The organism is Serratia sp. LACPHL-BACT-2024-00286 (assembly GCF_043109535.1).
GTDB classification, from domain to species: domain Bacteria; phylum Pseudomonadota; class Gammaproteobacteria; order Enterobacterales; family Enterobacteriaceae; genus Serratia; species Serratia sarumanii.
The window spans coordinates 1,056,655-1,081,224 of the sequence record NZ_JBICNA010000001.1; the positions used below are offsets into that span (position 1 = coordinate 1,056,655).

Sequence of the window (24,570 nt, forward strand, 5' to 3'; positions counted from 1 at the left end):
TCCTCAGATAGCGCCGACGGCGCTAAAAATGCGGCGATTAACCCACGCTGTGTTCCAGGCTGATGGCCAGAAGTTTCTGCGCCTCGACGGCGAACTCCAGCGGCAGCTCGGAGAAAACGTCCTTGCAGAAGCCGTTGACGATCATCGAAATGGCGTCATCCTCGCTGATGCCGCGCTGCAGGCAGTAGAACAGCTGGTCGTCGCCGATCTTCGAGGTGGTGGCTTCGTGCTCCAACTGAGCGCTGTTGTTGCGCGCTTCAACGTAAGGGAACGTGTGGGCGCCGCTGTCCGGCCCGATCAGCATCGAGTCGCACTGGGTAAAGTTACGGGCGTTTTCCGCCCCCGGCAGGATTTTCACCAGGCCGCGATAGGTGTTCTCGCTGTGGCCGGCGGAGATGCCTTTGGCGATGATGGTCGACTTGGTGTTTTTGCCGATGTGGATCATCTTGGTGCCGGTATCGGCCTGTTGATGGCCGCTGGTCAGCGCCACCGAGAAGAATTCGCCGATCGAATTGTCGCCCTGCAGGATCACGCTCGGGTATTTCCAGGTGATGGCCGAGCCGGTTTCCGACTGGGTCCAGGACATTTTCGAGCCGGCGCCTTCGCACAGCGCGCGCTTGGTGACGAAGTTGAGGATGCCGCCCTTGCTCTCGCCGCCGGAGAACCAGTTCTGCACCGTCGAGTATTTCACTTCGGCGTCTTTATGCAGGATCACTTCCACCACCGCCGCGTGCAGCTGATAGCTGTCGCGCACCGGGGCGGAACAGCCCTCGATATAGCTGACGTAGCTGCCTTCGTCGGCGATCAGGATGGTGCGCTCGAACTGGCCGGTTTTGGCGGCGTTGATGCGGAAGTAGGTCGACAGTTCCATCGGGCAGCGTACGCCCTTCGGCACATAAACGAAGGTGCCGTCGGAAGCCACCGCGGCGTTCAGCGCGGCGAAGAAGTTATCGTTGGACGGCACCACGCGGCCCAGGTACTGACGCACCAGATCCGGGTATTCCTGGATCGCTTCGCCGAACGAGCAGAAAATCACCCCGCTCTCCGCCAGTTTTTCACGGTAAGTGGTAGCGACAGAGACCGAGTCGAAGATGGCGTCCACCGCCACCTCGCTGCCCTCGCGCACCGGTACGCCGAGCTGGTTGAACGCCAGCTCCACTTCGCTGGTCAGGTAATCTTTTTCCGTCGCCGCGCCCGGTTGCTGCTCGGCGCCGGGTTGCGAACCGCAGGCGTCGTCGCAGCTGCCGCAGGACGGCGCCGAATAGTAACTGTAGTCCTGGTAGTTCAGGCGATCGTAATTGGCCTTCAACCAGTGCGGCTCTTCCATCTGCAGCCAGGCGCGGTAGGCCTCGAGGCGGAATTCCAGCATCCACTCGGGTTCGTTACGCTTGGCCGAGATGGCGCGCACCACCTCTTCGTTGATGCCTTTGGCCAACTCATCGGTTGCCAGCTGGGTGAAGAAACCTTCTTTGTAGCGACCTTCGCTGACCCAAGCCTGCACTTCATTAGGCATTTCTACATTGCTTCGTGTCATGTTGATTGCATCGCTCAAACGCCAAAGCTCTCGCCGCACCCGCAGGCATGCTGAGCTTTAGGGTTGTTAAATTTGAATATCTGATTCAGCCCTTCGCGGACGTAATCTACCGTGGTGCCATCGATGAACGGCATGGCCTTCAGCGGCACATAGAGTTTGGCGCCGTCGCGCTCAAACAGCAGATCGTCATCGGCGGGTTCGCGGGTCAGATCCAGCACATAGGCAAAGCCGGCGCAGCCGGATTGTTTCACCCCTAGCTGCAGCCCTTTCACCTGCGGATCCTGCTGCATCAGTTTGGTTATTTGTCGTACGGCGCTGTCGCTGAGCGAAATGCCTTGCCAGACATTTTCATCCAGAGAAAAAGTGCCGACATTTTCCGTTTGCATAGGGTCTACCTCACACTCGTGTTTGGCCACAGCCAATCTGGGTTGCTTATATGTTAGTGATAACGATTATCACTTCAACCGTTTGTTTTGCGGGGGTATCCGCCGCGAGCGCGGTTTTTCGCTGCGGCGCGCGGCAAGCCAACGGGACACCCGTGGCGGCTTGCGGCGTCTGGCGGCAAGGCGTGCATGCTATCCCTATGAATTTGTTCTCTATCCTGCATCACCGTACCGCACTCCCCGGTGGCCCGTCAGCGTTACAGCGCCGCGGGGCGTTGCCAATCTAAACATTCATAGAAAATACCTATTTCTGCATTCTGTCTGTCGTAAATGTGCGTTTATCGGCATTTCGTGGCGCGGCGCAAGCGCGCACCCTCAGGTTAAAGTTTAGTCGCTCAGGATTAAATTGGGTCGTCGGCGGCCTTTTACACCCCCGCGCGATGAAAAAACGCCGCGCCGGGGATTGATCGGCAACGCGGCAGTTTATATGATAATGATTATCATTCAATTGTAATTTGAGCGCGAAGCCAATGACTCTTTCGATCAACGCATGGTTGCTGGGCAAGATTGATGACTACAAATTCAGCGTGCGCGACGCCACGGTGGACTTTTACATGGCCGAGGCGGCGCTGCGGCGCCCGGAATGCAATATCGACCACCTGAAGCGGTACAACAGCGTCAGCCTCACCATGGCCAATCTGTGTCTGGAGAACGGCGACGACGACAGCTACCTGCATGCGCTCAGCAAGCTGCACAACCGGCTGATCGTCGAGATCAACAACCCACAGCGCTGCCAGCTTTTTCGGGTGCAAAGCTACCACTTCGCTCGCCACACGCTGACGCTGATCTGCCAAAAATATGCAATGGAAGGCACCTGGGAGAAGGCAAACGCGTTTCAGAAGGACTTCGTCAAACGCGTGCCGTTTCAGCTATAAGGCGCAAGGCTCCGCAGGCCGATCGCCTGCGGAAACCGGCGGGAATCAGTCGATGACCGCCGTGGTCAGACGCGAGGTGCAGCACAGCCGATCGCGCGCGTCGAAGATCTCGATTTGCCACACCTGATGACGGCGGCCAACGTGCAGTGCGCGGCACACCCCGCGCACCTGGCCATCGAACACCGCGCGCAGGTGGTTGGCGTTGATCTCCAGCCCCACCACTTTCTGCTCGCCCTCGCTGCACAGGTAACCGGCCATCGATCCCATCGATTCCGCCAGCACCACCGACGCCCCGCCGTGCAACAGCCCGAACGGCTGCCGGGTGCGGCCATCGACCGGCATGGTGGCCTCGAGGAAATCCTCGCCCAGTTGGGTAAACTCGATGCCCACATGGCTGACCATGCAGCCGTCGCCGGCGCGGTTCAGCTGCTCCAGCGATGTTTCACGTTTCCACAATTTCACTCAATCATCTCCAGAAGTGCCTGTAAGGGGTGGCGCACGCCATTGCCCTCGATGCGTTTCACCTGGCTGCGGCAGGAATAGCCGGTCGCCAGGCAGCGCTGCCGCGGCAAACGCTGCAGCGTCGGGTGCCATGATAGCTCATAAATGCCGAGCGAGTTTTGCAGGTTCTTGGCTTCATGGCCGTAAGTGCCCGCCATGCCGCAACAGCCGACGCTGACGTTCTCCAGTTTGGCGCCGAAGCGGGCGAAGATCGCCGCCCACTGTTGGCCGCTGGCCGGCAGCGCGGTGGTTTCGGTACAGTGGCCGAACAGATACCAGGGTTCGCCGGTCGCCGGCTGTTCGGCGCGATCCGCGATCCGCTGCTGCAGCCATTCGTGCACCAGCAGCACCTGGAAATCGCCGCGTTCGGCGCCGAGGATCTCGCGGTATTCGTCGCGGTAGCACAGCACCAGCGCCGGATCGACGCCCACCAGCGGCATGCCGAGCTGCGCCACGCGGTTGAGGAAATCGGCGGTTTTGCGCGCGGTGCGGGCGAACCGCGTCAGGAAACCCTTCACATGCTGCGCCTTGCCGTTCGGCGAGAACGGCAGCAGCACCGGTTTATAGCCGAGCTTTTCCACCAGCCGGACAAAGTCCGCCACCACTTTGGCGTCGTAATAGCTGGTGAACGGATCCTGGACGATCAGCACGTGTTCTGCGCGCTGCTCGGCGCTCAGCCCTTCCAGCTGCTCCAGCGTCAGGGTGGTCGCGCGGTGGCCGGACAGCTGCTGACGCAGCGTCGGGCTGGACAGCAGCGGCAGATCGACCATGCCGATGGCGTTGCGGCTCATCTCCCGCAGCCACGGCTGGCGGAAGAAGAAGTTGAACACCTTCGGCGCGCGGGCCATCAATGGGGTATAGCTCTCCACGCCGGCGACCATGTAGTCGCTTACCGGGCGCAGATAGCGGGTGTGGTAGAGCTGCAGGAAGCGCGAACGGAATCCTGGCACGTCAATCTTGATTGGGCACTGGGTGGAGCAAGCCTTGCAGGCCAGGCAACCGGACATCGCCTCTTTCACTTCGTGCGAAAAGTCGTACTCGCCCTTGCCGGCGTGCCAGCTGTTGCGGGTCTTCTCGATCAGGCCGCGCAGGCTGAGGCGCTGCTGCGGCAGCTGTTTCTCCAGCGCCAACGGATCGACGCCCTGCTCGGCCAGCAGACGCAGCCACTCGCGCACCAGCGTCGCCCGCCCTTTCGGTGAATGAATGCGGTTGCCGCTGATCTTCATCGACGGGCACATCGGGCTGCGCACGTCGAAGTTGAAGCACAGACCGTTGCCGTTACACTCCAGCGCGCCGCGGAACGAGGTGCGCACCTCGACCGGGATCTGGCGATCGAAGGTGCCGCGTTTGACCGCGTCCACCTGCATCATTGGCGCATCCACCGCCAGCGGCGCACAGATCTTGCCCGGGTTCAGACGGTTATCCGGATCGAACGCCGCTTTGATGCGGCGCAGCTCCTCATACAGCTTTTCCCCGAAGAATTCAGGGCTGTATTCCGCGCGGAAGCCCTTGCCGTGCTCACCCCACAGCAGGCCGCCGTATTTGGCGGTCAGCGCCACCACCCGATCGGAGATCTGCTTCATCAGCACTTCCTGCTGCGGGTCGCACATATCAAGCGCCGGGCGCACGTGCAGCACCCCGGCGTCGACGTGGCCGAACATGCCATAGCTCAGGTGGTGGTCGTCGAGCAGTTGGCGAAATTCAACGATATAGTCCGCCAGGTGTTGCGGCGGCACGCAGGTGTCCTCGGCGAATGGAATCGGCTTGGCGCGCCCTTTGGCGTTGCCCAGCAGCCCGACCGCCTTCTTGCGCATGTTGTAAATGCGCTCGATGCCCGCCAGATCGCCACAGATCTGGTAACCGATCACGCCGCCCTGCCGCTGCGCGATCAATTCGTCCAGCCGTTGACACAGGGTTTCCATCTGGCCGTCGATCAGCGCTCGATCGTCACCGGCGAACTCGACGATGTTCAGCCCGAGCATCTCTTTATCCGGCACGTCGGCGATCAGTTCGTTCACCGAGTGCCAAACGATGTCTTCACGCGCCAGGTTCAGCACCTTGGAATCAATGGTTTCCACCGACAGCGCCTTGGCTTCGACCATAAAGGGCGCATTGCGCAGCGCCGAGTCGAAGGAGTCGTACTTCACGTTGACCAGGCGACGCACTTTCGGCAGCGGCGTGATGTCCAGCCGCGCCTCGGTGATAAACGCCAGCGTGCCTTCGGCGCCGGTCAGGATGCGCGTCAGATCGAAGGTTTGCAGATCGTCGCTCAGCACGTGGCGCAGATCGTAACCGGTGAGGAAGCGGTTGAGCTTGGGGAATTTCTCCAGGATCAGCGAACGCTGCTCGCGGCAGCGGTTCAGCACCGTGCGGTAGATACGCCCTTCGGCGGTCTCGTCCAGAGCAATCGTTTCCGCCAGCGCCGTCGGCATGGCGCGGGTATCGATCATCTCGCCGCCCAGCAGCACCGCCCGCAGGCCCAACACGTGATCGGAAGTTTTGCCGTACACCAGCGAGCCCTGGCCGGAGGCGTCGGTATTGATCATGCCGCCCAGGGTGGCGCGGTTGCTGGTGGACAGTTCCGGCGAGAAGAAGTAGCCGAACGGCCGCAGATATTGATTCAGCTGATCCTTGATCACCCCGGCTTCGACTTTTACCCAGCCTTGTTCAACGTTGATCTCCAGAATGCGGTTCATATGGCGCGACATATCGACCACGATGCCGGTATTGAGCGACTGGCCGTTGGTGCCGGTGCCGCCGCCGCGCGGGCTGAAGGTCAGCGCATTGAATCGCTCTTCCCCGGCCAGGCGGGCGATCAGCGCCACGTCGGCGGTGGAACGGGGAAACACCACCGCATCGGGCAACAGCTGATAGATGCTGTTGTCGGTGGCCATCGTCAGCCGGTCGGCATAGCTGGTGGCGGTATCGCCGTTGAATCCGTTTTGCTTCAGTGCTTCCAAAAAGTCGAGCACCCGTTGAACGAGGCCGGGCGCCTGAGAAATCTGTGGGATCATTCGCTTTTTTGACCCTGTCCGTCTATTTTTTATGCGCTGATGTACGCTGAATCGGGCCTTTAATTCAGACCCACCCTATTTTTTAGTGACACTAAAAACTAACATACTCGTTTAGTGAAGGCATTCACATTATTACCGCCCTGCGAACGCCGCCACAGGCGGCCGTCCGGCGGTAATAAACCGACCGACAGGCACCCGATTCGCCGGTGCCAGGGATTTAATTGACCAGGATGAGAAGCCACTGATGCCACTCCCGCAATCGCGTTACGACTTACCGCGAATTATTTTCGGCGTGCTGTTTATCGCCATCATGATCGTCGCCTGTTTTTGGGTGATCCAACCGTTCATTCTCGGCTTCGCTTGGGCGGGAATGGTGGTGATCGCCACCTGGCCGCTGCTGCTCAAACTGCAAAAGCTGCTGTGGGGCCGCCGCTCGCTGGCGGTGCTGGTGATGACCGTGCTGCTGATCCTGCTGTTCATTTTGCCTATCTCTCTGCTGATCAGCAGCGTGGTGGATAACAGCGCGCCGCTGATCGCCTGGGCCAGCTCGCCGGGCAAACTGCACATTCCCGATCTCGCCTGGCTGCAGTCCGTGCCGATGATCGGCGACAGGCTCTATACCAGCTACCATACGCTGGTTAACGCCGGCGGCGCCGCGCTGCTGGCGAAGGTGCAGCCGTACTTCGGCCAAACCGCCACCTGGTTCGTGGCGCAGGCCGCGCATATCGGCCGTCTGCTGCTGCACTGCGCGCTGATGCTGCTGTTCAGCGCCCTGTTGTATGCGCGCGGCGAGCAGGTGGCGCTGGGTATCCGCCACTTTGCGGTGCGCCTCGGCTCTGCGCGCGGCGATGCGGCGGTGCTGCTGGGCGGCCAGGCGATCCGCGCCGTCGCGCTGGGTGTGGTGGTGACGGCGCTGGTGCAGTCGGTGCTGGGCGGCATCGGTCTGGCGGTGAGCGGCATTCCGGCCGCCACTCTGCTGACGATGCTGATCTTCATCTGCTGCGTGGCGCAATTGGGGCCGCTGCTGGTGCTGGTGCCGGCCATCATCTGGCTGTACTGGCACGGCGATACCACCTGGGGCACCGTGCTGCTGGTCTGGAGCTGCGTGGTGGCTACGCTGGATAACGTGCTGCGCCCGGTGCTGATCCGCATGGGCGCCGATCTGCCGCTGCTGCTGATCCTGTCCGGCGTTATCGGCGGCTTGCTGGCCTTCGGCATGATTGGCCTGTTCATCGGCCCGGTGGTGTTGGCGGTATCTTATCGCCTGCTGACCGCCTGGATGGATGAAGCGCCGGAGCCGACCACCGCGCCGGAGCAAGTCATCGAAGATTTGGAAAAACGCTAATTCCCCTCTTCCGCCCGCATCGTCGGGCGGAACTTTTCACTCCTGCCGTTATTCCTACCCCATTCGAGTAATATCTCCGCCCAATATAATGCCGCCATATATTGATTACGGCACCGCGAATGAAAGGTGCAATGTAAATCCCTGTTTGTTGCAAACGGCAAAAAGAGATAACTCCCGCAAATAAAATGTGATGCCGCTATCGATTAGGATGATTCTTAATGACTAGTCGCGTTCAAAAATCTAGTATTATGGCCATCTATTGCTTCAAATCACTGATTTTAAAGCAACCTTTCTGAACAATGTAATGCCATACATGTGAATTGCTGTGTGTAGTCTTTGCCCATCTCCTACGGTGGGCTTTTTTTTATTCTTTTTTCGTCGAATTGATTATTTTACGCGCCGTTATTTACATTCAGAAATAAAAAGGCCGCAGCGTTAACTGCGGCCCGGCGTTAATGCCTCAGCGAGGCCGAGAAATTATTTCTTTTTCGACAAATTGATCCAGGTCTGCACCACGGTGTCCGGATTAAGCGACAGGCTGTCGATGCCCTGCTCCATCAGCCACTCGGCGAAGTCTTCGTGGTCGGACGGGCCCTGGCCGCAGATGCCGACGTATTTGCCGTGGCGCTTGGCCGCCTGAATCGCCATCGACAGCAGCGCTTTCACCGCGTCGTTGCGTTCGTCGAACAGCTCCGACACCACGCCGGAATCACGATCCAGCCCCAGCGCCAACTGGGTCATGTCGTTGGAGCCGATGGAGAAGCCGTCGAAGTGTTCGAGGAACTGATCCGCCAACAGCGCATTGGACGGGATCTCGCACATCATGATCACTTTCAGCCCGTTTTCGCCGCGCTTCAGCCCCTGACGCGCCAGCTCGGCCACCACCGCTTCCGCCTGCGCCACGGTACGCACGAACGGCACCATGATTTCGACGTTGGTCAGCCCCATTTCGTTACGCACGCGTTTCACCGCCTCGCACTCCAGCGCGAAGCAATCGCGGAAGCTGTCGGCCACGTAGCGGCCCGCGCCGCGGAAGCCCAGCATCGGGTTCTCTTCGTGCGGTTCATACTTGTCGCCACCCACCAGGTTGGCGTACTCGTTGGATTTGAAGTCGGACAGGCGCACGATCACGCGCTTCGGCCAGAAGGCGGCGCCCAGCGTCGCGATGCCCTCGGTCAGGCGGCCGACGTAGAACTCGACCGGATGATCGTAACCCTGCATCAGCGCGCGAATCTCGTTTTGCAGCGCCGGCGTCTGCTGATCGAACTCCAGCAGCGCACGCGGGTGCACGCCGATCATGCGGTTGATGATAAATTCCAGCCGCGCCAGGCCCACGCCTTCGTTCGGCAAACGCGCAAAGTCGAAGGCGCGATCCGGGTTGCCGACGTTCATCATGATCTTCAGCGGCAGATCCGGCAGCTCGGTCACTTCGGAGCTCTGCACGCTGAAATCCAGCATATCGCTGTAAACGAAGCCGGTGTCGCCTTCCGCGCAGGAGACGGTGACTTTCTGGCCATCTTTCAGCACGTCGGTGGCGTGGCCGCAGCCCACCACCGCCGGGATCCCCAGTTCACGGGCGATGATCGCCGCGTGACAGGTACGCCCGCCGCGGTTGGTGACGATCGCGGCGGCCTTCTTCATGATCGGTTCCCAGTCCGGGTCGGTCATGTCGGTGACCAGCACGTCGCCCGGCTGGATGCGATCCATTTCGCTGATGTCGTGGATCACTTTCACCGGACCGGCGCCGATGCGGTGGCCGATGGCGCGGCCTTCCACCAGCACCGGGCTGGAGCCGTTCAGCTGGTAGCGCTCCATGGTCTGTTCGTTGGAGCGCACGGTTTCCGGGCGCGCCTGCACGATCAGCAGCTTGCCGGTATGGCCGTCTTTCGCCCACTCGATATCCATCGGGCGGCCGTAATGTTTTTCGATCAGGATCGCCTGCTGCGCCAGCGCCTGCACTTCGTCATCCGTCAGCGAGAAACGGCTACGCTGCGCTTCCGGCACGTCTTCGATGCGCACCTGCTTGCCGTGATCCTGCGACGGCGCGTACACCATGCGGATCTTTTTCGAACCCAGGTTGCGGCGCACGATCGCCGGCTTGCCGTTTTGCAGCGTCGGTTTGTGCACGTAGAACTCATCCGGGTTCACTGCGCCCTGCACCACCATTTCACCCAGGCCGAAGGCGGAGGTGATAAACACCACCTGATCAAAGCCGGACTCGGTATCGATGGTGAACATCACGCCCGAAGAGGCCAAATCCGAGCGCACCATGCGCTGTACGCCCGCCGACAGCGCCACGCCGCGGTGGTCATAGCCCTGATGCACGCGATAAGAGATGGCACGGTCGTTGAACAGCGACGCGAACACGTGCTTGATCGCCACCATTACGGCGTCGATGCCCTGCACGTTGAGGAAGGTTTCCTGCTGGCCGGCGAAGGACGCGTCCGGCATGTCTTCCGCCGTGGCGGAGGAGCGCACCGCGAAGGAAGCTTCCGGTTCGCCGTCGGCGAGCTGTTGGTAAGCCTGATGAATTTCGCGTTCGAACTCGGCGTGGAACGGCGTGTCGATCACCCATTGGCGGATCTGGGCGCCGGCCTTGGCCAGTTGTGCAACGTCGTCAACGTCGGTCTGATCCAGTAGCTGATAGATGCGCTGGTTAACACCGCTTTGTTCGAGGAAATCGTTAAACGCCTGTGCGGTGGTGGCAAAACCGTTCGGCACGGCCACGCCCAAATCGGAAAGATTGGTGATCATTTCACCGAGGGAGGCGTTTTTGCCGCCGACACGGTCAACGTCGTGCATGCCAAGCTGGTTGTACCAAAGCACATTACGCAAGTCTGGGCCATTGTTGGACATCGAGACAATCCTTATTGCTATCAGTAGGGTAAAGACGGATTTAATTCGCTTGCTTTACGGCGCCGCTAACACGGAGCCGAATCAGACTAGCACACTGATCCGGGGAAAATGGAAAGGTGAATCGATCAACCCACTGAAGAAAGTGGTTTTTAAGAGAATGTCCTAACCGGCTGATTTGCCTGGGAACCGTTCCCAATCGCACGAAAAGCTTAGTTCTCAACAAATTACGCTCTTTTTAAACTTCTGTTTTAATGACCACGCAAACGCTACCGTTTTTGGTGAAAATAGCGGCAAATTTACGTTTCGGATCGAAAAGCGTCGCCGCGCCGCGATTTTTACCGCCGGCAAAACGCGCTTTTCTTCACGCGCCGCCGCAAGGCGCTTTACCGCCCCGCCGTCACAATTTTTCCCCTCGCCCCTTTACCGGCGGATCGTCTGCGGCTCATGATATTGACAGTGATGACAGCAGTAACACCGTTTTCAGGTAAGGAGCCTCGGGTGGAAAGAAGCGTTTTTTATATTTCGGATGGTACGGCGATCACCGCCGAAGTGCTGGGACACGCGGTGCTGTCGCAGTTCCCGGTCACGGCGACCACCTATACCCTGCCGTTTGTCGAAACCGAGGTGCGCGCTCGCGCAGTTCGCCAACAAATCGATGATATCTATAATGAAACCGGCGTGCGGCCGCTGGTGTTTTACTCCATCATCTCGCCGGAAGTGCGCGATGTGATCGTGCAGAGCCAGGGCTTCTGCCAGGATATCGTGCAGGCGCTGGTCGGCCCGCTGCAGGGCGAGCTGGAAGTGGAGCCGACGCCGGTGCCGAACCGCACCCACGGTCTGACCGCCAGCAACCTCGGCAAGTACGACGCGCGCATTGCCGCCATCGACTATACGCTGGCGCACGACGACGGCATTTCGCTGCGCAACCTCGATCAGGCGCAGGTGATCCTGCTCGGCGTGTCGCGCTGCGGCAAAACCCCCACCAGCCTTTATCTGGCGATGCAGTTCGGCATCCGCGCCGCCAACTACCCGTTTATCGCCGACGATATGGACAATTTGCACCTGCCGGCCTCGCTGAAACCGTTTCAGCATAAATTATTCGGCCTGACCATCGATCCGGAACGCCTGGCGGCGATCCGCGAGGAACGGCGTGAAAACAGCCGTTACGCTTCATTGCGCCAGTGCCGTATGGAGATCGCCGAAGTCGAGGCGCTGTTCCGCAAAAATCAGATCCGCTACCTCAATACCACCAACTATTCGGTCGAAGAGATCTCCACCAAAATCCTCGACATCCTCGGCATGAGCCGCCGCATGTTCTGACCTTTTCCTCGCGGGGCCGCCGCGCCCCGCCACCTGCCGTTTATTTCAGCAGCCGCTGATTTTTTTGTGCTTTTTTTCGCGGCTTTGATCAACAGAACACAATCTCTACGGTTGAATTCAGCGCTTTTTGCGTTATTGTGAGCGCCATCACTTCCCGGCACTCCTGCCGCAGAGAAGAACAGTTTCCAGGGAACAACATGTACAAAACAGATGAACTGCGGACCGCGCGCATCGACAGCCTCGTCACGCCGCAAGCGTTGGCGGACAAGCTGCCGATCTCGGCGGCCGTCGCCGACAACGTGACCGCGTCACGAAAACGCATTGAAAAAATCCTCACCGGTGAAGACCGCCGCCTGCTGGTGGTGATCGGCCCCTGCTCCATCCACGATCTCGACGCCGCCGTCGATTACGCCGGCCGGTTGAACGCCCTGCGCGAACGCTACCAGGATCGCCTGGAGATCGTGATGCGCACCTATTTCGAAAAACCGCGCACCGTCGTCGGCTGGAAAGGCCTGATATCCGATCCGGCGCTGGACGGCACCTTCCAGGTCAACCGCGGCATCGAAATGGCGCGCCGCCTGCTGCTGGAAGTGAACCAGCTCGGCCTGCCAACCGCCACCGAATTCCTGGACATGGTGGTCGGCCAATACATCGCCGATCTGATCAGCTGGGGCGCCATCGGCGCGCGCACCACCGAAAGCCAGATCCACCGTGAAATGGCCTCGGCGCTCTCCTGCCCGGTCGGCTTCAAAAACGGCACTGACGGCAACACCCGCATCGCCATCGACGCCATTCGCGCGGCGCGCGCCGGGCACATGTTCCTGTCGCCGGACAAACATGGCCAAATGACCATCTACCAGACCAGCGGCAACCCGTACGGCCACATCATCATGCGCGGCGGCAAAACGCCGAACTATCACGCCAGCGACATCGCCGCCGCCTGCGACAGCCTGCGCGAGTTCGATCTGCCGGAACACCTGGTGATCGACTTCAGCCACGGCAACTGCCAGAAAATGCACCGCCGCCAGCTGGAAGTGGCCGACAACGTCTGCCAACAGATCCGCGCCGGCTCCGCCGCCATCACCGGCGTGATGGCGGAAAGCTTCCTGGTGGAAGGCACGCAGAAGATCGTCGCCGGCCAGCCGCTGACCTATGGCCAGTCAATCACCGATCCTTGCCTGAGCTGGTCCGACAGCGAACAGTTGCTGGCGATGCTGGCGGATGCGGTCGATAGCCGTTTCTGACGCAACGCAGGCCGGGGCCTCGCCCCGGCTTTATCCCTTCTGTCCCGCTCATCTATACTGATTGCAACGCTTTATCACCCGCCGAAACGCACCTGGAGCCACGGCATGATTCACTCTCTGTTATCCATCCCCTGCGTCACGCTGCAGGGCGAGCAAAAAACGCTGGGCGATTACCCGGCGCGCGCTTATCTGGTGGTCAACACCGCCAGCAAGTGCGGCTTCACCCCGCAATACCGCGGGCTGGAAAATTTGTGGCAATACTATCGCGAACGCGGCCTGGTGGTGCTCGGCTTCCCCTGCAACCAGTTTGGTTCTCAGGAGCCGGGCAGCCCGCTGGAGATCGCCAACTTTTGCAGCCTCAACTACGGCGTCAGTTTCCCGCTGTTCAGCAAGATAGACGTTAACGGCCCCGGCGCGCACCCGCTGTTCAATGAGTTGAAACGCCTGGCGCCCGGCATTCTGGGCAGCCGCCGCATCAAATGGAATTTCACCAAGTTCCTGCTCACCGCCGACGGCCAGCGCGTCACGCGCTTTGCGCCGATCACCAAACCCGAACGCCTGTTTGACCGCATCGAAACCCTGCTGAAATAACGCCCCTTTTTTACGGGCCGGGTACGCCCGGCCCGCCGCCGGATGTCCATTCGACAAAAAGGTTCCATCGGTAAGAAAATTTTCCTTGATGTAACCTTTCCTTCACATGATAATGATTCTCAGTTTGATATTAATTACCATTTAATGGTCTGTTTTATAAGCACAATGATAATGGATACTGCCAACACGCCTACCCCCGCCGCCGCGGCCCCGACCGAGCACAGCGCAAACGCGCCGCCCAGCTACGACAGCGCACAGCTGCTCGGCGCCGACGGCATCGCGTTCATTACCCATCAGGGCCAGCGCTATCAGCTGCGGCAGACCAAAGCCGGGAAATTGATCCTGACCAAATAACCACAGAACCCTCAAACGCCAGCCACCCCGATCTTTTGATCCAGGCAGCCAGCAAATCTATTGATATGTTTTATTACATACGGAGAGTTGCACCATGCCTCTGACATTTTCCACCCGGCTGCGTTTTTCCGCTTTGAGTCTGGCGATTGCCTGCGCTCTGCCTACGGTGGCCTTGGCACAAAACACCAGCACAACATCCTCTTCCAACGCGGCGCCGGCCAAAAAAGCCAAAGCCGCCGACGAGACCATGACCGTGGTCGCCACCGGCAACCAGCGCAGCAGCTTTGAAGCGCCGATGATGGTCACGGTCATCGAAGGCAACTCGCCGGAAAGCCAGACCGCCACCTCGGCCGCCGATATGCTGCGCCGCGTGCCGGGCATCACCGTCAACGGCACCGGGCGCAGCAACGGCCAGGACGTGACGATGCGTGGCTACGGCAAAAACGGTGTGCTGACGCTGGTCGACGGCATCCGCCAGGGGACCGATACCGGCCATATCGGCGGCACCTTCCTCGATCCGGCGCTGGTGAAACGCATTGAAATCGTGCGCGGTCCCTCCGCGTTGCTGTACGGCAGCGGCGCGCTGGGCGGCGTTATCGCCTATGAGACCGTTGATGCCGCCGATCTGCTGCTGCCGGGCCACGATAGCGGGTTCCGCGTCTACGGCACCGCCGGCACCGGCGATCACAGCCTGGGCATGGGCGCCAGCGCCTACGGCAAGACCGATAACCTCGACGGTTTGCTGTCGTTTGGCACCCGCGACGTCGGCGATCTGCGTCAGGGCAACGGCTTCGATGCGCCTAACGACGAAACCATCAGCAACGTGTTGGCCAAAGGCACCTGGAAGATCGACGACAATCAGTCGCTGAGCGGCGATCTGCGCTACTACAACAACAGCGCTCAAGAGCCGAAAAATCCGCAGACGCCGGGCAGCTCGAGCGGCAACCCGATGACCAACCGCTCGACCATCCAGCGCGATGCGGCATTGAGCTATAAACTCAAGCCAGTCGGCCAGGATTGGCTGGACGCCACCGCCAAGTTGTACACCTCGGAAGTCAAAATCAATGCACACAACGCCGGCGCGACCGACGAATTCCGCAAGCAGACCACCAACGGCGGCAAGCTGGAAAACCGCACGCGCCTGTTCGCCGACAGCTTTGCGTCACACCTGCTGACCTACGGCTCCGAGGTCTATGAACAGAAACAGCAGCCGGGCGGCGCCACCACCAGCTTCCCGCAGGCCAAGATCAACTTCGCCTCCGGCTGGCTACAGGATGAAATTACGCTGCGCGACATTCCGATCACCGTGCTGGCAGGCACGCGCTACGACGATTACAAAGGCAGCAGCCAGGGCCACGAAGACGTCAAGGCCGACAAATGGTCGTCCCGCGGAGCCCTGAGCTACTCGCCGACCGACTGGCTGATGCTGTTCGGTTCCTATTCCCAGGCCTTCCGTGCCCCGACCATGGGCGAGATGTACAACGATTCGCGCCACTTCCCCGGCAACTATTGGGTACCCAATCCTAATCTGCGGCCGGAAACCACCAGCACCACCGAAGCCGGTTTCGGGCTGCGCTTCGACGATCTGCTGTTGGCGGATGACAGCCTGCAATTCAAGGCCAGTTACTTCGATACCGATGCCAAAGACTACATCTTCATGTATGTCACTCGCACGCAGACCGCCTCAGCGAATATCTCTCGCGCCAAAATTTGGGGTTGGGACACCTCGCTGAACTATCAGACCAAGTGGTTTAACTGGGATCTGGCTTACAACCGTACACGCGGCAAGGACAAGTCTCGCAATGGCGAGCTGAACGCGAAAAGCGGCGATTGGCTGGCCGACATCAGCCCGGATACCGTTACCAGCTCGCTGGACGTGCCGCTGGGCGAAACCGGTCTGTCCGCCGGCTGGGTCGCCACCTTCGCCGAACGCGCCAAGCGAGTGCCCGCCACCTACTCGGAACAAGGCGGCTATGGCGTCAACGACTTCTATCTGAGCTACAAGGGCCGCGATCGGCTGCAGGGCATGACCACCACCGTGGTGCTGGGCAACGCCTTCGACAAGGAATATTACTCGCCGCAGGGCGTCCCGCAGGATGGCCGCAACGCCAAACTGCTGGTCAGCTACCAGTGGTAATCATTTGACTATCTGGCGGACAACCCGGTTGTCCGCCGTTCGCATTACAGCGCAGGAGAATCCCGCATGAGCAACACCCTATACGAACGCTACCAACAGGCTAAAATCGATCACCCCGGTAAATACGCCCGCGATCTGGCGGCGATCCTCGGCGTCAGCGAAGCGGAGCTGACGCACGCCCGCGTCGGCCACGACACCCGCCGCCTGCAGGCCGACGCGCGCACCCTGCTGACCGAGCTTGAGCAGGTCGGTGTCACCAAGTCCATCACCCGCAACAGCTATGCGGTGCATGAGCAGATGGGCCGCTACCGCAACCAGCACCTCAACGGCCACGCCGGGCTGATCCTCAACCCACGCGAGCTGGATCTGCGCCTGTTCCTCAACCACTGGACCAGCGTCTTCGCCATGAGCGAAACCAACAAGCGCGGCGTGCGCCACAGCATTCAGTTCTTCGACCAACAGGGCGATGCGCTGCACAAGGTCTACACCACCGAGGAAACCGATCTGCCGGCCTGGATGGCGCTGGTGGAGCGCCACCTGAGCGAAGAAAACCCGGCGCTGGCGCTGCAGCCCGCCGAGGCGGCAACCACCGATGAAACGACGCAGGATCATGCCAAAATCGACGGTGAGTGGCGCGCGATGACCGACGTTCACCAGTTCTTCCAGCTGCTGAGCCGCAACAAGCTGACGCGCCAACAGGCCTTCCGCGCCGTCGGCAACGATCTGGCCTACCAGGTGGACAATAGCGCGCTGTCGCAGCTGCTCGAAGCGGCGCAGCAACAGCAAAACGAGATCATGATCTTCGTCGGCAACCGCGGCTGCGTGCAGATCTTCACCGGCCAGATCGAACGTTTGATGCCGCAGGAAGGCTGGATCAACGTGTTCAACCGCCGCTTCACGCTGCACCTGATTGAAGACGCCATCGCCGAAAGCTGGATCACCCGCAAACCGACCAAGGACGGCATCGTCACCAGCCTGGAGCTGTTCGCCGCCGACGGCACGCAGATTGCGCAGCTGTATGGCCAGCGCACCGAAGGCCAGCCGGAACAAACCCAGTGGCGCGAGCAGGTTGCCGCGCTCGCCGCCAAGGACATCGCCGCATGAAATCTTCCTTGATCCGCCGCCTGGCGTTGATGATGTCGCTGGCGCTGCCGCTCACCGCCGCAGCGGCGCAGCGCATCGTCTCGATCGGCGGCGACGTGACGGAAATCGCCTTCGCGCTCGGCGCCGGCGACGAGGTGATCGCCCGCGACAGCACCAGTCTGCATCCGGAAGCGGTGAAAAAGCTGCCGGACGTCGGCTATATGCGCCAGCTGAACGCCGAAGGCATTTTGGCGCTGAAGCCGACTCTGGTGCTGACGACCGAGCTGGCACAGCCGGCGCTGGTGCTCAAACAGCTGGCGGACAGCGGTGTCAACGTGGTCAGCGTGCCGGGTGACACCACCCTGCAGGCGGTGCCGCAGAAAATCGCTACGATCGCCGCCGCGCTGCAGCGCGTTGAGCAAGGCAAACAGCTGAGCGAGCGCTATCGACAACAGCTGGCGGCGGTGGATACCTCCCCGCTGCCGGTCAAGGTGCTGTTCGTGATGAGCCACGGCGGCATTACGCCGATGGCCGCCGGGCAACACACCGCCGCCGACGCGGTGATTGCCGCCGCCGGTCTGAAAAACGCCATGCAGGGCTTTGACCGCTACCGGCCGCTGTCGCAGGAAGGCGTCATCGCCAGCGCGCCGGATCTGTTGCTGGTCACCACCGACGGCGTGCGCACCCTCGGCGGCGAACAGCAGCTGTGGACGCTGCCGGGCCTGGCGTTGACGCCGGCAGGCAAGCAGCGCCGCGTGCTGATCGTCGATGACATGGCGCTGCTGGGCTTCGGTCTGGAAACGCCGGCGGCGCTGGCCAAGCTGCGCCACGCGGCGGAGCAAAAGTAATGCGCTGTCGCACCTCGCCTCAGCTGGCCATCATCGGTCTGCTGGTGCTGCTGACGCTGCTGGCGCTGGTCGCCGCCAACCTGGGCGCGCTGACGCTGTCGTTTCGCACCCTATGGCGCGAGCCCTTCAGCGACGCAGCCTGGCACATCTGGTTGAACATTCGCCTGCCGCGCGTGCTGCTGGCGGTGGTGATCGGCTGCGCGCTGGCGGTATCCGGCGCCGTGATGCAAGGGCTGTTCCGCAACCCGCTGGCGGATCCTAGCCTGCTGGGCATCAGCAGCGGCGGCGCGCTGTTTGTCGCGCTGTTCATCGTGATGCCGCTGGCGTTGCCGATGACGATCGCGCTGTACGGTCATATGCTGGCGGCGTTCCTCGGCAGCCTGCTGGTGTCATTGTTGATCTACGGCATCAGCCGCAGCGGGCACGGCAATCTGTCGCGGCTGCTGCTGGCGGGCATCGCCATCAACGCCCTGTGCATGGCGGCCATCGGCGTGCTCTCTTACGTCAGCAGCGATCAACAGCTGCGCCAGTTCTCGCTGTGGATGATGGGCAGCCTCAGCCAGTCGCAGTGGCCGACCCTGGCGGTTTCCGCCTCGCTGATCCTGCCTGCGGCGCTGCTGACGCTGCTGCAGGCGCGCCGGCTGAACCTGTTGCAGCTGGGGGACGAAGAGGCCCACTACCTCGGGGTGAACGTCCAGCGCGCCAAGCTGCAGCTGCTGTTGTTGAGCGCCTTGCTGATCGGCGCGGCGGTAGCGATGAGCGGCGTGATCGGCTTTGTCGGCCTGGTGGTGCCGCATCTGGTGCGCATGCGCCTCGGCGGCGATCACCGCTGGCTGCTGCCCTGCTCCGCGCTGGGCGGCGCCTGCCTGCTGCTGGTCAGCGATACGCTGGCGCGCACGCTGGTGGCGCCGGCCGAAATGCCGGTGGGGCTGATGACCAGCCTGATCGGCGGTCCCTATTTCTTGTGGCTGGTGATGCGCCAGCGGGAGCGAGCCGGTGGATAACGCCGCCTGCCTGACAGCCCGGGAGCTGCGTTACAGCCTCGGTACGCGCCGGTTGATCAACGACGTTTCGCTCAGCCTTGCCGGCGGTGAAATGGTGGCGATTATCGGCCCTAACGGCGCCGGCAAGTCGACGCTGCTGCGCTTGCTGACCGGCTATTTGACGCCGGACTGCGGCGAATGTCGGCTGCTTGACCGCCCACTGGAACACTGGGCGCCGCAACAGTTGGCCAAAGTCCGGGCCGTGATGCGCCAGTACAGCGATTTGGCGTTTCCGTTCAGCGTGGAAGAAGTGGTCAGCATGGGGCGTTCGCCGCACGGCAAACGCGACGAGCATCAGGCGATCCAACAGGTGATGGCGCAAACCGACTGCCTGGCGCTGGCGCAGCGCGACTACCGCCAGCTGTCCGGCGGTGAACAACAGCGGGTGCAGCTGGCGCGAGTGTTGGCGCAGCTGTGGCAACCGCAGCCGTCCCCCGCCTGGCTGTTCCTCGACGAACCGACCTCGGCGCTGGATCTGTATCACCAGCAGCACACCCTGCGCCTGCTGCGCTCACTGACGCGCCAACAGCCGCTGGGCGTCTGCTGCGTGCTGCACGATCTCAATCTGGCCGCGCTGTACGCCGATCGGATCCTGCTGTTGCATCAGGGGCGGTTGGTGGCGAGCGGCACGCCGCAGGAAGTGTTGCAAACGGAGATCCTCACCCGCTGGTATCAGGCCGATCTCGGCGTGGTGCATCATCCCGAAGTGTCGCTGCCGCAGGTCTACCTGCGCCAATAAAAAATTTAAGGGCGCTATCAAGCGCCCTTTCTTCATCTCAGCTGGAGCAGGAAATCTCCAGGTGCTTGCCCCAGTCCGGCGGCAGCGCGGCGAGATCGTCATACTCCGGCACATCGTCGAACGGCCGCAGCAGGGCCTGATGCAATCGCTGCAAACGGCCCACGTCGTCTTTCTCCGCGTCCTCAATCGCCTGCTGCGCCAGATAGTTGCGCAGGATCAGCCGCGGATTCACCGCCTTCATCGCCCGTTGCCGCTCCGCATCGCTCACCTGCTCCTGTTGCAAACGCTGACGATACTGCTGATACCAGGCGTCGAACGCCGCGCGATCGATAAACTCGTCGCGCAGCGGCGACTGCGCCTGCTGCTGTTCGGTCTCGCTCAACAGGCGGAACGTGCGGGTATAGTCCCGCCCTTCCTGCGCCATCAGGCTCAACAGACCGGTGAGCACGTCGTTGTCCTGCGCCGTCGGCGTGAAGAAGCCGAGTTTGGCGCGCATCTGTTCGCCATAGGCGCGCATCAGCGCCGGCTCATACGCCGCCAGCGCCTGCTGCAGCTGTTCGGTGGTCATCAGCCCCGATAGGGTCTGCGCCAGACGATGCAGGTTCCACAACGCCACCGCCGGCTGATTGTCGAAGGCGTAACGCCCCTGGTGATCGGAATGGTTGCAGATATAGCCGGGCTGGTAGTCGTCAAGGAAACCGTAAGGGCCGTAATCGATGGTGATACCGAGAATCGACATGTTGTCGGTGTTCATCACGCCGTGCGCGAAACCGACGGTTTGCCAATGGGCGATCAGGCGCGCCGTCCGTTCGACCACGTCGGTAAACCACAACAGGTAGCGCTCGGCCTGATCCTGCAGCTGCGGCCAGTGACGGGCAATGACGAAATCCGCCAGCTGCCGTACCTGCTCCGGCTGTTTACGGTAGTAAAAGTGTTCGAAGTGGCCGAAGCGCACGTGGCTTTCCGCCACCCGCATCAGCATGGCACCGCGTTCCGGCTGCTCGCGGAATACCGGCTGCCTGCTGGTGACGATGGTCAACGCTCGGGTGGTGGGGATCCCCAAATGGTGCAGCGCCTCAGAGGCCAGAAACTCGCGGATAACCGAACGCAGCACCGCGCGGCCGTCCCCCATGCGCGAATACGGCGTAAGCCCGGCGCCCTTCAGGTGCCAGTCGCGGTGGCTGCCGTCCGCCAGAACCTGTTCGCCAAGCAAAATGCCGCGGCCATCGCCCAACTGCCCGGCCCACACGCCGAACTGGTGGCCACTGTACACCTGCGCCAGCGGCTGCATGCCCGGCAGCAGCGTTTCTCCCGCCCAAATCGGGGTTTTATCCTGAGTAAACCAGCTTTCATCCAGCCCCAGCTCGCGCGCCAGCGGCTCGCTGTGGTACAGCAGGCGCGCATCCTTGAGCGGCGTCGGGTTCAGAGCGGTGTAGAAGCCGGGTAACTGTTGGTAGTAAGCGTTATCGAACTGCGGCATAGGCCCTCCGTTTCAGCGTAGTGTAGAGCCTGAACGAGCGGATTAACACCGAAGGAATGCAGGGAGAACGCATCCGCCTGTCGTCAGGACGGATGCGGGGAGTTTAGCGTTCCGCCTGGCTGAGGAAGCGCGGGTTTAATGCCGGCTGATAAACGGTGTTATCAGCCCAACAACGAGGATCAATAACGGTAGCGGAATCACGGTAACCTCATTCCGCGCATGATTTACCTCATTGTGTGTAATTTTTTATATCACTTCTTAATTATTGAACTCGCTGGGCGTCGCCAGCAAAGCTTGCAGATTATCCACACCAACGCTGGGCCATAAAAAACCTTGCAGACCTAAAACACCGGCGTACCTGAGTTTATTAAAATACTCTTTTTTCTCTATTCCTCCGACGATCACGCCTTTACATAACAGGTTGATATTCTTTAACAACGAGTCGATGACCACGTCATATCCCTGATGGGTAAACAGCTGCCAGTAAAAACGCTTGTCTATCTTTACGTAGTCAAACAAACCATCGTACAACGCGGTCAGCGTGGCTTTACCGGAACCGAAATCATCGAGCCACAGCGTAAACATTTCGCTTAATCGCCGCACGCTCGGGTTGTTCTTCCCGGCCGAAAGATTCGGAAAACTCTCACTCACTTCAAATGCAATAAAAGGATATTGCCCGATCCGTTGGCACAACGCCGAATCGGAAAGAATAAGCTCAACGATGGTTTCTTCGATATTGATGGTCAACTGCACGTTGTTACCGGTAAACCAAGCCGCATGCTGCTCCGCAAGTTTCAGTTGCTCATTAAATAACTCAATCCTTTGTTCAGGCGCCAATAAATTAATCCCAATTTCGGCCGGCATGGCTAAATCACCGTCGAGACTGTTGAATCGGCTCAACATTTCCACCGCCAACAGCCCGCCCTCCATTGAGTAAACAGGTTGAAAAACATAGCTACTAATAAAGTCAGCTTCGAGTTGGATGTTCATTTTAATGCCACAGGATGAATGGCTAGCGTATCATCGTATATCAATATATTTTATCGATCAATCCCTCTAGGATTAATCGGAAATATCAATGTAAATACCCATGAAATATCATTTAATTGATAGATTAAAGCTATACGACAATCGTGAAAGGCGCAAAGAAAAGCAGCCTAACTTATGCCATGGCGCCCGCCAAACGCGTTATGTGAAAAGGTATTTGGCTTAAGTGGAATGGATTGACGGCCAAATTTGACTTATCTCCTTTGTTTTATTTAAGAAAAATCTTAAATAAAGTAAAATAATCTTCCCGCCTTAACGCCGATTTTTCCTGCCGTTAACGATGACTGATTAAATTTAATAACGCATCAATTCCGCCCGTTATTCTCGGCATTGAAAACGCAAAAAAATGCCCACCTTGATTTTCAGAAAATCTGCGCTACCGCCGTGCAAAACGTCGATTTCAGCGATAAAAAAAGGGATGAGCACGCTCATCCCTTCATCACCAGGCCTTCGCTAACGGATCGTTTCACTCAACCATTGCCGCAGTTCGGCTAATTCGGCCGCCTGCTGCGGATAATCCGCCATTAGTCGGTCACAGCAGGCGGCAACGGGCTCGCTTCGATACGGGCAGCCCACCAGCATATCCGCCAGCCGCTGCAGCGGGGCGGGATTAAGGCTGTCGGTGAACACCTGCGCGCGAACGATAGCCCCCTTCTCCACATCGAAGAACAGGTCTACGCCGCCCCAGACAAAGCGCTCGTTAAGCAAGTGGCTGAATGCTGGCGCCTTGCCGAAATTCCATTCCCAGCTGCTTTGTTTGGCGAACTGCGCGGCAAAATCGGGCAGATCGGGGAACACGTCCGGCGAAATGATCTCCGGCTCGGCCGTTTCGCCATAGTGGGCGAAGAAAGCCTGCACGATGGCGTCGCATACCTGCTCATGGCTGATGCCCGGCAAAAACTCCGCCAGATTGGCGACGCGTGAACGCACCGAGGTGATGCCCTTGGCCTGCAGCTTTTTGGGATCCGGATTGAGGTAGTTCGCCAGCCGTTCCAGGTCGGCGTTCAGCAGCAGCGTGCCGTGGTGGAAACCGCGATCCTGGGTTTCTCGATAGGCCGAGCCGGATATTTTACGCGGCCCGTCGGCGGTTTCCATCACCAGATCGTTGCGCCCCGACGCGCCGGCCGCAACGCCCAGTTGCCGCAGCGCTTGCAGAATGATGTCGGTCGAGACGCTCTTGTCGTAGCCCGGCTTGCCGGCCATAAAGGTGAAACAGGTGTTGCCCAGGTCGTGAAATACCGCCCCGCCGCCGCTGCTGCGCCGCGCCAGCCGAATGCCGTCCTGCTCCATGCGCCGGGTGTTGCACTCTTTCCAGGGGTTCTGCGACTGGCCAATCACCACCGTTTCGGCATTGCGCCACAGGAAGAGAATTTTTTGCGTGGTCATTTCGCGGAAGATGCACTCTTCCACCGCCAGGTTGAACCAGGGATCGTAGGAGTCGGAGATCAGTAAACGCAGGCTGTTCATGGCAGGCACCGTCCAAAACATGAGATGCCGCCATGATACACCAAATCAATGGGTTAAGGCTAAATGCGTCGCGCCTGCCAGTACACCCGCTTCCAGTAGACGTTATCGAGCGAGGAGCGGATCACCCCGCGGCTGGTCGACGCGTGGATAAATTGGTCGTTGGTATCGTAAATGCCGACGTGCAGGCCGTTCTCACCGCCGCCGGTTTTGAAAAACACCAGATCGCCCGGCATCAGCTCATCGCGTGAGACCTTGGTGCCCAGCGAGGTCTGTTCTTCGGTCGAACGCGGCAGTTGCATGTCGAAGCGATCGCGGAACGTGCGGTAAACAAAGCCGGAACAATCTACGCCGCCCCGATCCAGGCCGCCGTAACGGTATGGCGTGCCGTACCACTGGCGCAGCTGCTCATTGAGCTGGGCCACCACCACGATAGAGTCCGCCAGGCGGCCGCTGGGCGGCGGCGCATGGCTGCTGCACCCGGCGAGGATCAAACTGGCTAATAAAAACCACACACGCATCCGCATAATATCCCTTCATTGAACACGTTGCCGCATTATGCCATCCGGTACACCACCACACCGCCTGCGAGGCAAAGCCGGCACCACGTAAGGAGAGCGCTATTTGGCGTTAATTTATCTCCCGCACGGGG

General features: G+C 60.2%; 20 protein-coding genes and 1 other RNA gene. 12 read left to right on the forward strand and 9 right to left on the reverse strand.

Annotated elements, in window-relative coordinates:
* Window positions 1–37 precede the first annotated feature (37 nt).
* Together sufB and sufA are read right to left on the reverse strand one after the other, a co-directional pair.
* Window positions 38–1,534: a Fe-S cluster assembly protein SufB gene (sufB, locus tag ACF8MC_RS04980; RefSeq protein ID WP_033638360.1), complete on the reverse strand. Its 1,497-nt coding sequence runs from the start codon at window positions 1,532–1,534 to the stop codon at window positions 38–40.
* A 14-nt stretch (window positions 1,535–1,548) separates the two neighbouring features.
* Window positions 1,549–1,920: a Fe-S cluster assembly scaffold SufA gene (gene sufA / locus ACF8MC_RS04985; RefSeq protein ID WP_004931368.1), complete on the reverse strand. Its 372-nt coding sequence runs from the start codon at window positions 1,918–1,920 to the stop codon at window positions 1,549–1,551.
* A gap of 527 nt (window positions 1,921–2,447) precedes the next feature.
* On the opposite strand from sufA, the gene ACF8MC_RS04990 reads away from it, so the two are divergent.
* Window positions 2,448–2,852 (forward strand): hypothetical protein, encoded by a 405-nt coding sequence (locus ACF8MC_RS04990; protein ID WP_004931369.1) that lies wholly within the window; start codon window positions 2,448–2,450, stop codon window positions 2,850–2,852.
* Between the two features lie 45 nt (window positions 2,853–2,897).
* Here the strand turns inward: ACF8MC_RS04990 and menI are convergent, their stop codons facing one another.
* Both menI and ACF8MC_RS05000 read right to left on the reverse strand, forming a co-directional pair.
* Window positions 2,898–3,314: a 1,4-dihydroxy-2-naphthoyl-CoA hydrolase gene (gene menI, locus ACF8MC_RS04995; protein WP_016927938.1), complete on the reverse strand. Its 417-nt coding sequence runs from the start codon at window positions 3,312–3,314 to the stop codon at window positions 2,898–2,900.
* Window positions 3,311–6,367, reverse strand: coding sequence for an FAD-binding and (Fe-S)-binding domain-containing protein (locus ACF8MC_RS05000; protein WP_164105110.1), 3,057 nt, complete (start codon window positions 6,365–6,367; stop codon window positions 3,311–3,313). Before ACF8MC_RS05000 ends, menI begins: the two co-directional genes overlap by 4 nt.
* 244 nt (window positions 6,368–6,611) lie before the next feature.
* Between ACF8MC_RS05000 and ydiK the strand changes: the two genes are divergently transcribed.
* Both ydiK and rprA read left to right on the forward strand, forming a co-directional pair.
* A complete protein-coding gene (gene ydiK, locus ACF8MC_RS05005; RefSeq protein ID WP_060427742.1) occupies window positions 6,612–7,712 on the forward strand; it encodes an AI-2E family transporter YdiK in 1,101 nt (366 codons plus the stop codon).
* Between the two features lie 256 nt (window positions 7,713–7,968).
* An RNA gene (gene rprA, locus ACF8MC_RS05010) (antisense sRNA RprA) lies at window positions 7,969–8,080 on the forward strand.
* A 109-nt stretch (window positions 8,081–8,189) separates the two neighbouring features.
* On the opposite strand, the gene ppsA is transcribed toward rprA, so the two are convergent.
* A complete protein-coding gene (gene ppsA / locus ACF8MC_RS05015) occupies window positions 8,190–10,568 on the reverse strand; it encodes a phosphoenolpyruvate synthase (protein WP_041034881.1) in 2,379 nt (792 codons plus the stop codon).
* A 459-nt stretch (window positions 10,569–11,027) separates the two neighbouring features.
* On the opposite strand from ppsA, the gene ACF8MC_RS05020 reads away from it, so the two are divergent.
* The 9 genes from ACF8MC_RS05020 (at window position 11,028) to ACF8MC_RS05060 (ending at window position 19,927) form a co-directional block, all read left to right on the forward strand.
* Window positions 11,028–11,888 (forward strand): pyruvate, water dikinase regulatory protein, encoded by an 861-nt coding sequence (locus ACF8MC_RS05020; protein WP_161764664.1) that lies wholly within the window; start codon window positions 11,028–11,030, stop codon window positions 11,886–11,888.
* Window positions 11,889–12,085: 197 nt separating this feature from the next.
* Window positions 12,086–13,132: a 3-deoxy-7-phosphoheptulonate synthase gene (locus ACF8MC_RS05025; protein ID WP_049186319.1), complete on the forward strand. Its 1,047-nt coding sequence runs from the start codon at window positions 12,086–12,088 to the stop codon at window positions 13,130–13,132.
* Between the two features lie 105 nt (window positions 13,133–13,237).
* Entirely contained in the window at window positions 13,238–13,723 is a 486-nt protein-coding gene (locus ACF8MC_RS05030; RefSeq protein ID WP_033646302.1) for a glutathione peroxidase, read from the forward strand.
* A 171-nt stretch (window positions 13,724–13,894) separates the two neighbouring features.
* Complete coding sequence (gene hemP / locus ACF8MC_RS05035; RefSeq protein ID WP_016927944.1) at window positions 13,895–14,077, forward strand: hemin uptake protein HemP; 183 nt, start codon at window positions 13,895–13,897, stop codon at window positions 14,075–14,077.
* Between the two features lie 94 nt (window positions 14,078–14,171).
* The gene (locus tag ACF8MC_RS05040; protein ID WP_164105109.1) at window positions 14,172–16,214 is read left to right on the forward strand and encodes a TonB-dependent hemoglobin/transferrin/lactoferrin family receptor; all 2,043 of its coding nucleotides are present in this window, start codon (window positions 14,172–14,174) and stop codon (window positions 16,212–16,214) included.
* Window positions 16,215–16,280: 66 nt separating this feature from the next.
* A complete protein-coding gene (locus tag ACF8MC_RS05045; protein ID WP_049196148.1) occupies window positions 16,281–17,318 on the forward strand; it encodes a hemin-degrading factor in 1,038 nt (345 codons plus the stop codon).
* A complete protein-coding gene (locus tag ACF8MC_RS05050) occupies window positions 17,315–18,145 on the forward strand; it encodes a hemin ABC transporter substrate-binding protein (RefSeq protein ID WP_033638352.1) in 831 nt (276 codons plus the stop codon). The genes ACF8MC_RS05045 and ACF8MC_RS05050 overlap by 4 nt, the downstream gene beginning before the upstream one ends.
* Window positions 18,145–19,149 carry an iron ABC transporter permease gene (locus ACF8MC_RS05055; protein ID WP_164099055.1) on the forward strand — a complete coding sequence of 335 codons (1,005 nt, stop codon included), beginning with the start codon at window positions 18,145–18,147 and terminating at the stop codon, window positions 19,147–19,149. Before ACF8MC_RS05050 ends, ACF8MC_RS05055 begins: the two co-directional genes overlap by 1 nt.
* A complete protein-coding gene (locus tag ACF8MC_RS05060; RefSeq protein ID WP_033646306.1) occupies window positions 19,142–19,927 on the forward strand; it encodes a heme ABC transporter ATP-binding protein in 786 nt (261 codons plus the stop codon). Before ACF8MC_RS05055 ends, ACF8MC_RS05060 begins: the two co-directional genes overlap by 8 nt.
* 37 nt (window positions 19,928–19,964) lie before the next feature.
* Here ACF8MC_RS05060 and ACF8MC_RS05065 read toward each other — a convergent pair whose 3' ends face one another.
* The 4 genes from ACF8MC_RS05065 to ACF8MC_RS05080 form a co-directional block, all read right to left on the reverse strand.
* Window positions 19,965–21,407, reverse strand: a complete 1,443-nt coding sequence (locus tag ACF8MC_RS05065; RefSeq protein WP_041034872.1) for a protein adenylyltransferase SelO — start codon at window positions 21,405–21,407, stop codon at window positions 19,965–19,967.
* A gap of 258 nt (window positions 21,408–21,665) precedes the next feature.
* Entirely contained in the window at window positions 21,666–22,397 is a 732-nt protein-coding gene (locus tag ACF8MC_RS05070) for an EAL domain-containing protein (RefSeq protein WP_033646308.1), read from the reverse strand.
* A gap of 510 nt (window positions 22,398–22,907) precedes the next feature.
* Window positions 22,908–23,921, reverse strand: a complete 1,014-nt coding sequence (locus ACF8MC_RS05075) for a lipoate--protein ligase A (RefSeq protein ID WP_047571639.1) — start codon at window positions 23,919–23,921, stop codon at window positions 22,908–22,910.
* A 59-nt stretch (window positions 23,922–23,980) separates the two neighbouring features.
* Entirely contained in the window at window positions 23,981–24,445 is a 465-nt protein-coding gene (locus tag ACF8MC_RS05080; protein WP_016927954.1) for an NlpC/P60 family protein, read from the reverse strand.
* Between the last annotated feature and the right edge of the window lie 125 nt (window positions 24,446–24,570).

Coding starts and splice junctions, on each gene's coding strand:
- sufB (WP_033638360.1), bottom strand. CDS start 1,534: ATGACACGAAGCAATGTAGAAATGCCTAATGAAGTGCAGGCTTGGGTC.
- sufA (WP_004931368.1), bottom strand. CDS start 1,920: ATGCAAACGGAAAATGTCGGCACTTTTTCTCTGGATGAAAATGTCTGG.
- ACF8MC_RS04990 (WP_004931369.1), top strand. CDS start 2,448: ATGACTCTTTCGATCAACGCATGGTTGCTGGGCAAGATTGATGACTAC.
- ACF8MC_RS05000 (WP_164105110.1), bottom strand. CDS start 6,367: ATGATCCCACAGATTTCTCAGGCGCCCGGCCTCGTTCAACGGGTGCTC.
- ydiK (WP_060427742.1), top strand. CDS start 6,612: ATGCCACTCCCGCAATCGCGTTACGACTTACCGCGAATTATTTTCGGC.
- ppsA (WP_041034881.1), bottom strand. CDS start 10,568: ATGTCCAACAATGGCCCAGACTTGCGTAATGTGCTTTGGTACAACCAG.
- ACF8MC_RS05020 (WP_161764664.1), top strand. CDS start 11,028: ATGACAGCAGTAACACCGTTTTCAGGTAAGGAGCCTCGGGTGGAAAGA.
- ACF8MC_RS05025 (WP_049186319.1), top strand. CDS start 12,086: ATGTACAAAACAGATGAACTGCGGACCGCGCGCATCGACAGCCTCGTC.
- ACF8MC_RS05030 (WP_033646302.1), top strand. CDS start 13,238: ATGATTCACTCTCTGTTATCCATCCCCTGCGTCACGCTGCAGGGCGAG.
- hemP (WP_016927944.1), top strand. CDS start 13,895: ATGGATACTGCCAACACGCCTACCCCCGCCGCCGCGGCCCCGACCGAG.
- ACF8MC_RS05040 (WP_164105109.1), top strand. CDS start 14,172: ATGCCTCTGACATTTTCCACCCGGCTGCGTTTTTCCGCTTTGAGTCTG.
- ACF8MC_RS05045 (WP_049196148.1), top strand. CDS start 16,281: ATGAGCAACACCCTATACGAACGCTACCAACAGGCTAAAATCGATCAC.
- ACF8MC_RS05050 (WP_033638352.1), top strand. CDS start 17,315: ATGAAATCTTCCTTGATCCGCCGCCTGGCGTTGATGATGTCGCTGGCG.
- ACF8MC_RS05055 (WP_164099055.1), top strand. CDS start 18,145: ATGCGCTGTCGCACCTCGCCTCAGCTGGCCATCATCGGTCTGCTGGTG.
- ACF8MC_RS05065 (WP_041034872.1), bottom strand. CDS start 21,407: ATGCCGCAGTTCGATAACGCTTACTACCAACAGTTACCCGGCTTCTAC.
- ACF8MC_RS05070 (WP_033646308.1), bottom strand. CDS start 22,397: ATGAACATCCAACTCGAAGCTGACTTTATTAGTAGCTATGTTTTTCAA.
- ACF8MC_RS05075 (WP_047571639.1), bottom strand. CDS start 23,921: ATGAACAGCCTGCGTTTACTGATCTCCGACTCCTACGATCCCTGGTTC.
- ACF8MC_RS05080 (WP_016927954.1), bottom strand. CDS start 24,445: ATGCGGATGCGTGTGTGGTTTTTATTAGCCAGTTTGATCCTCGCCGGG.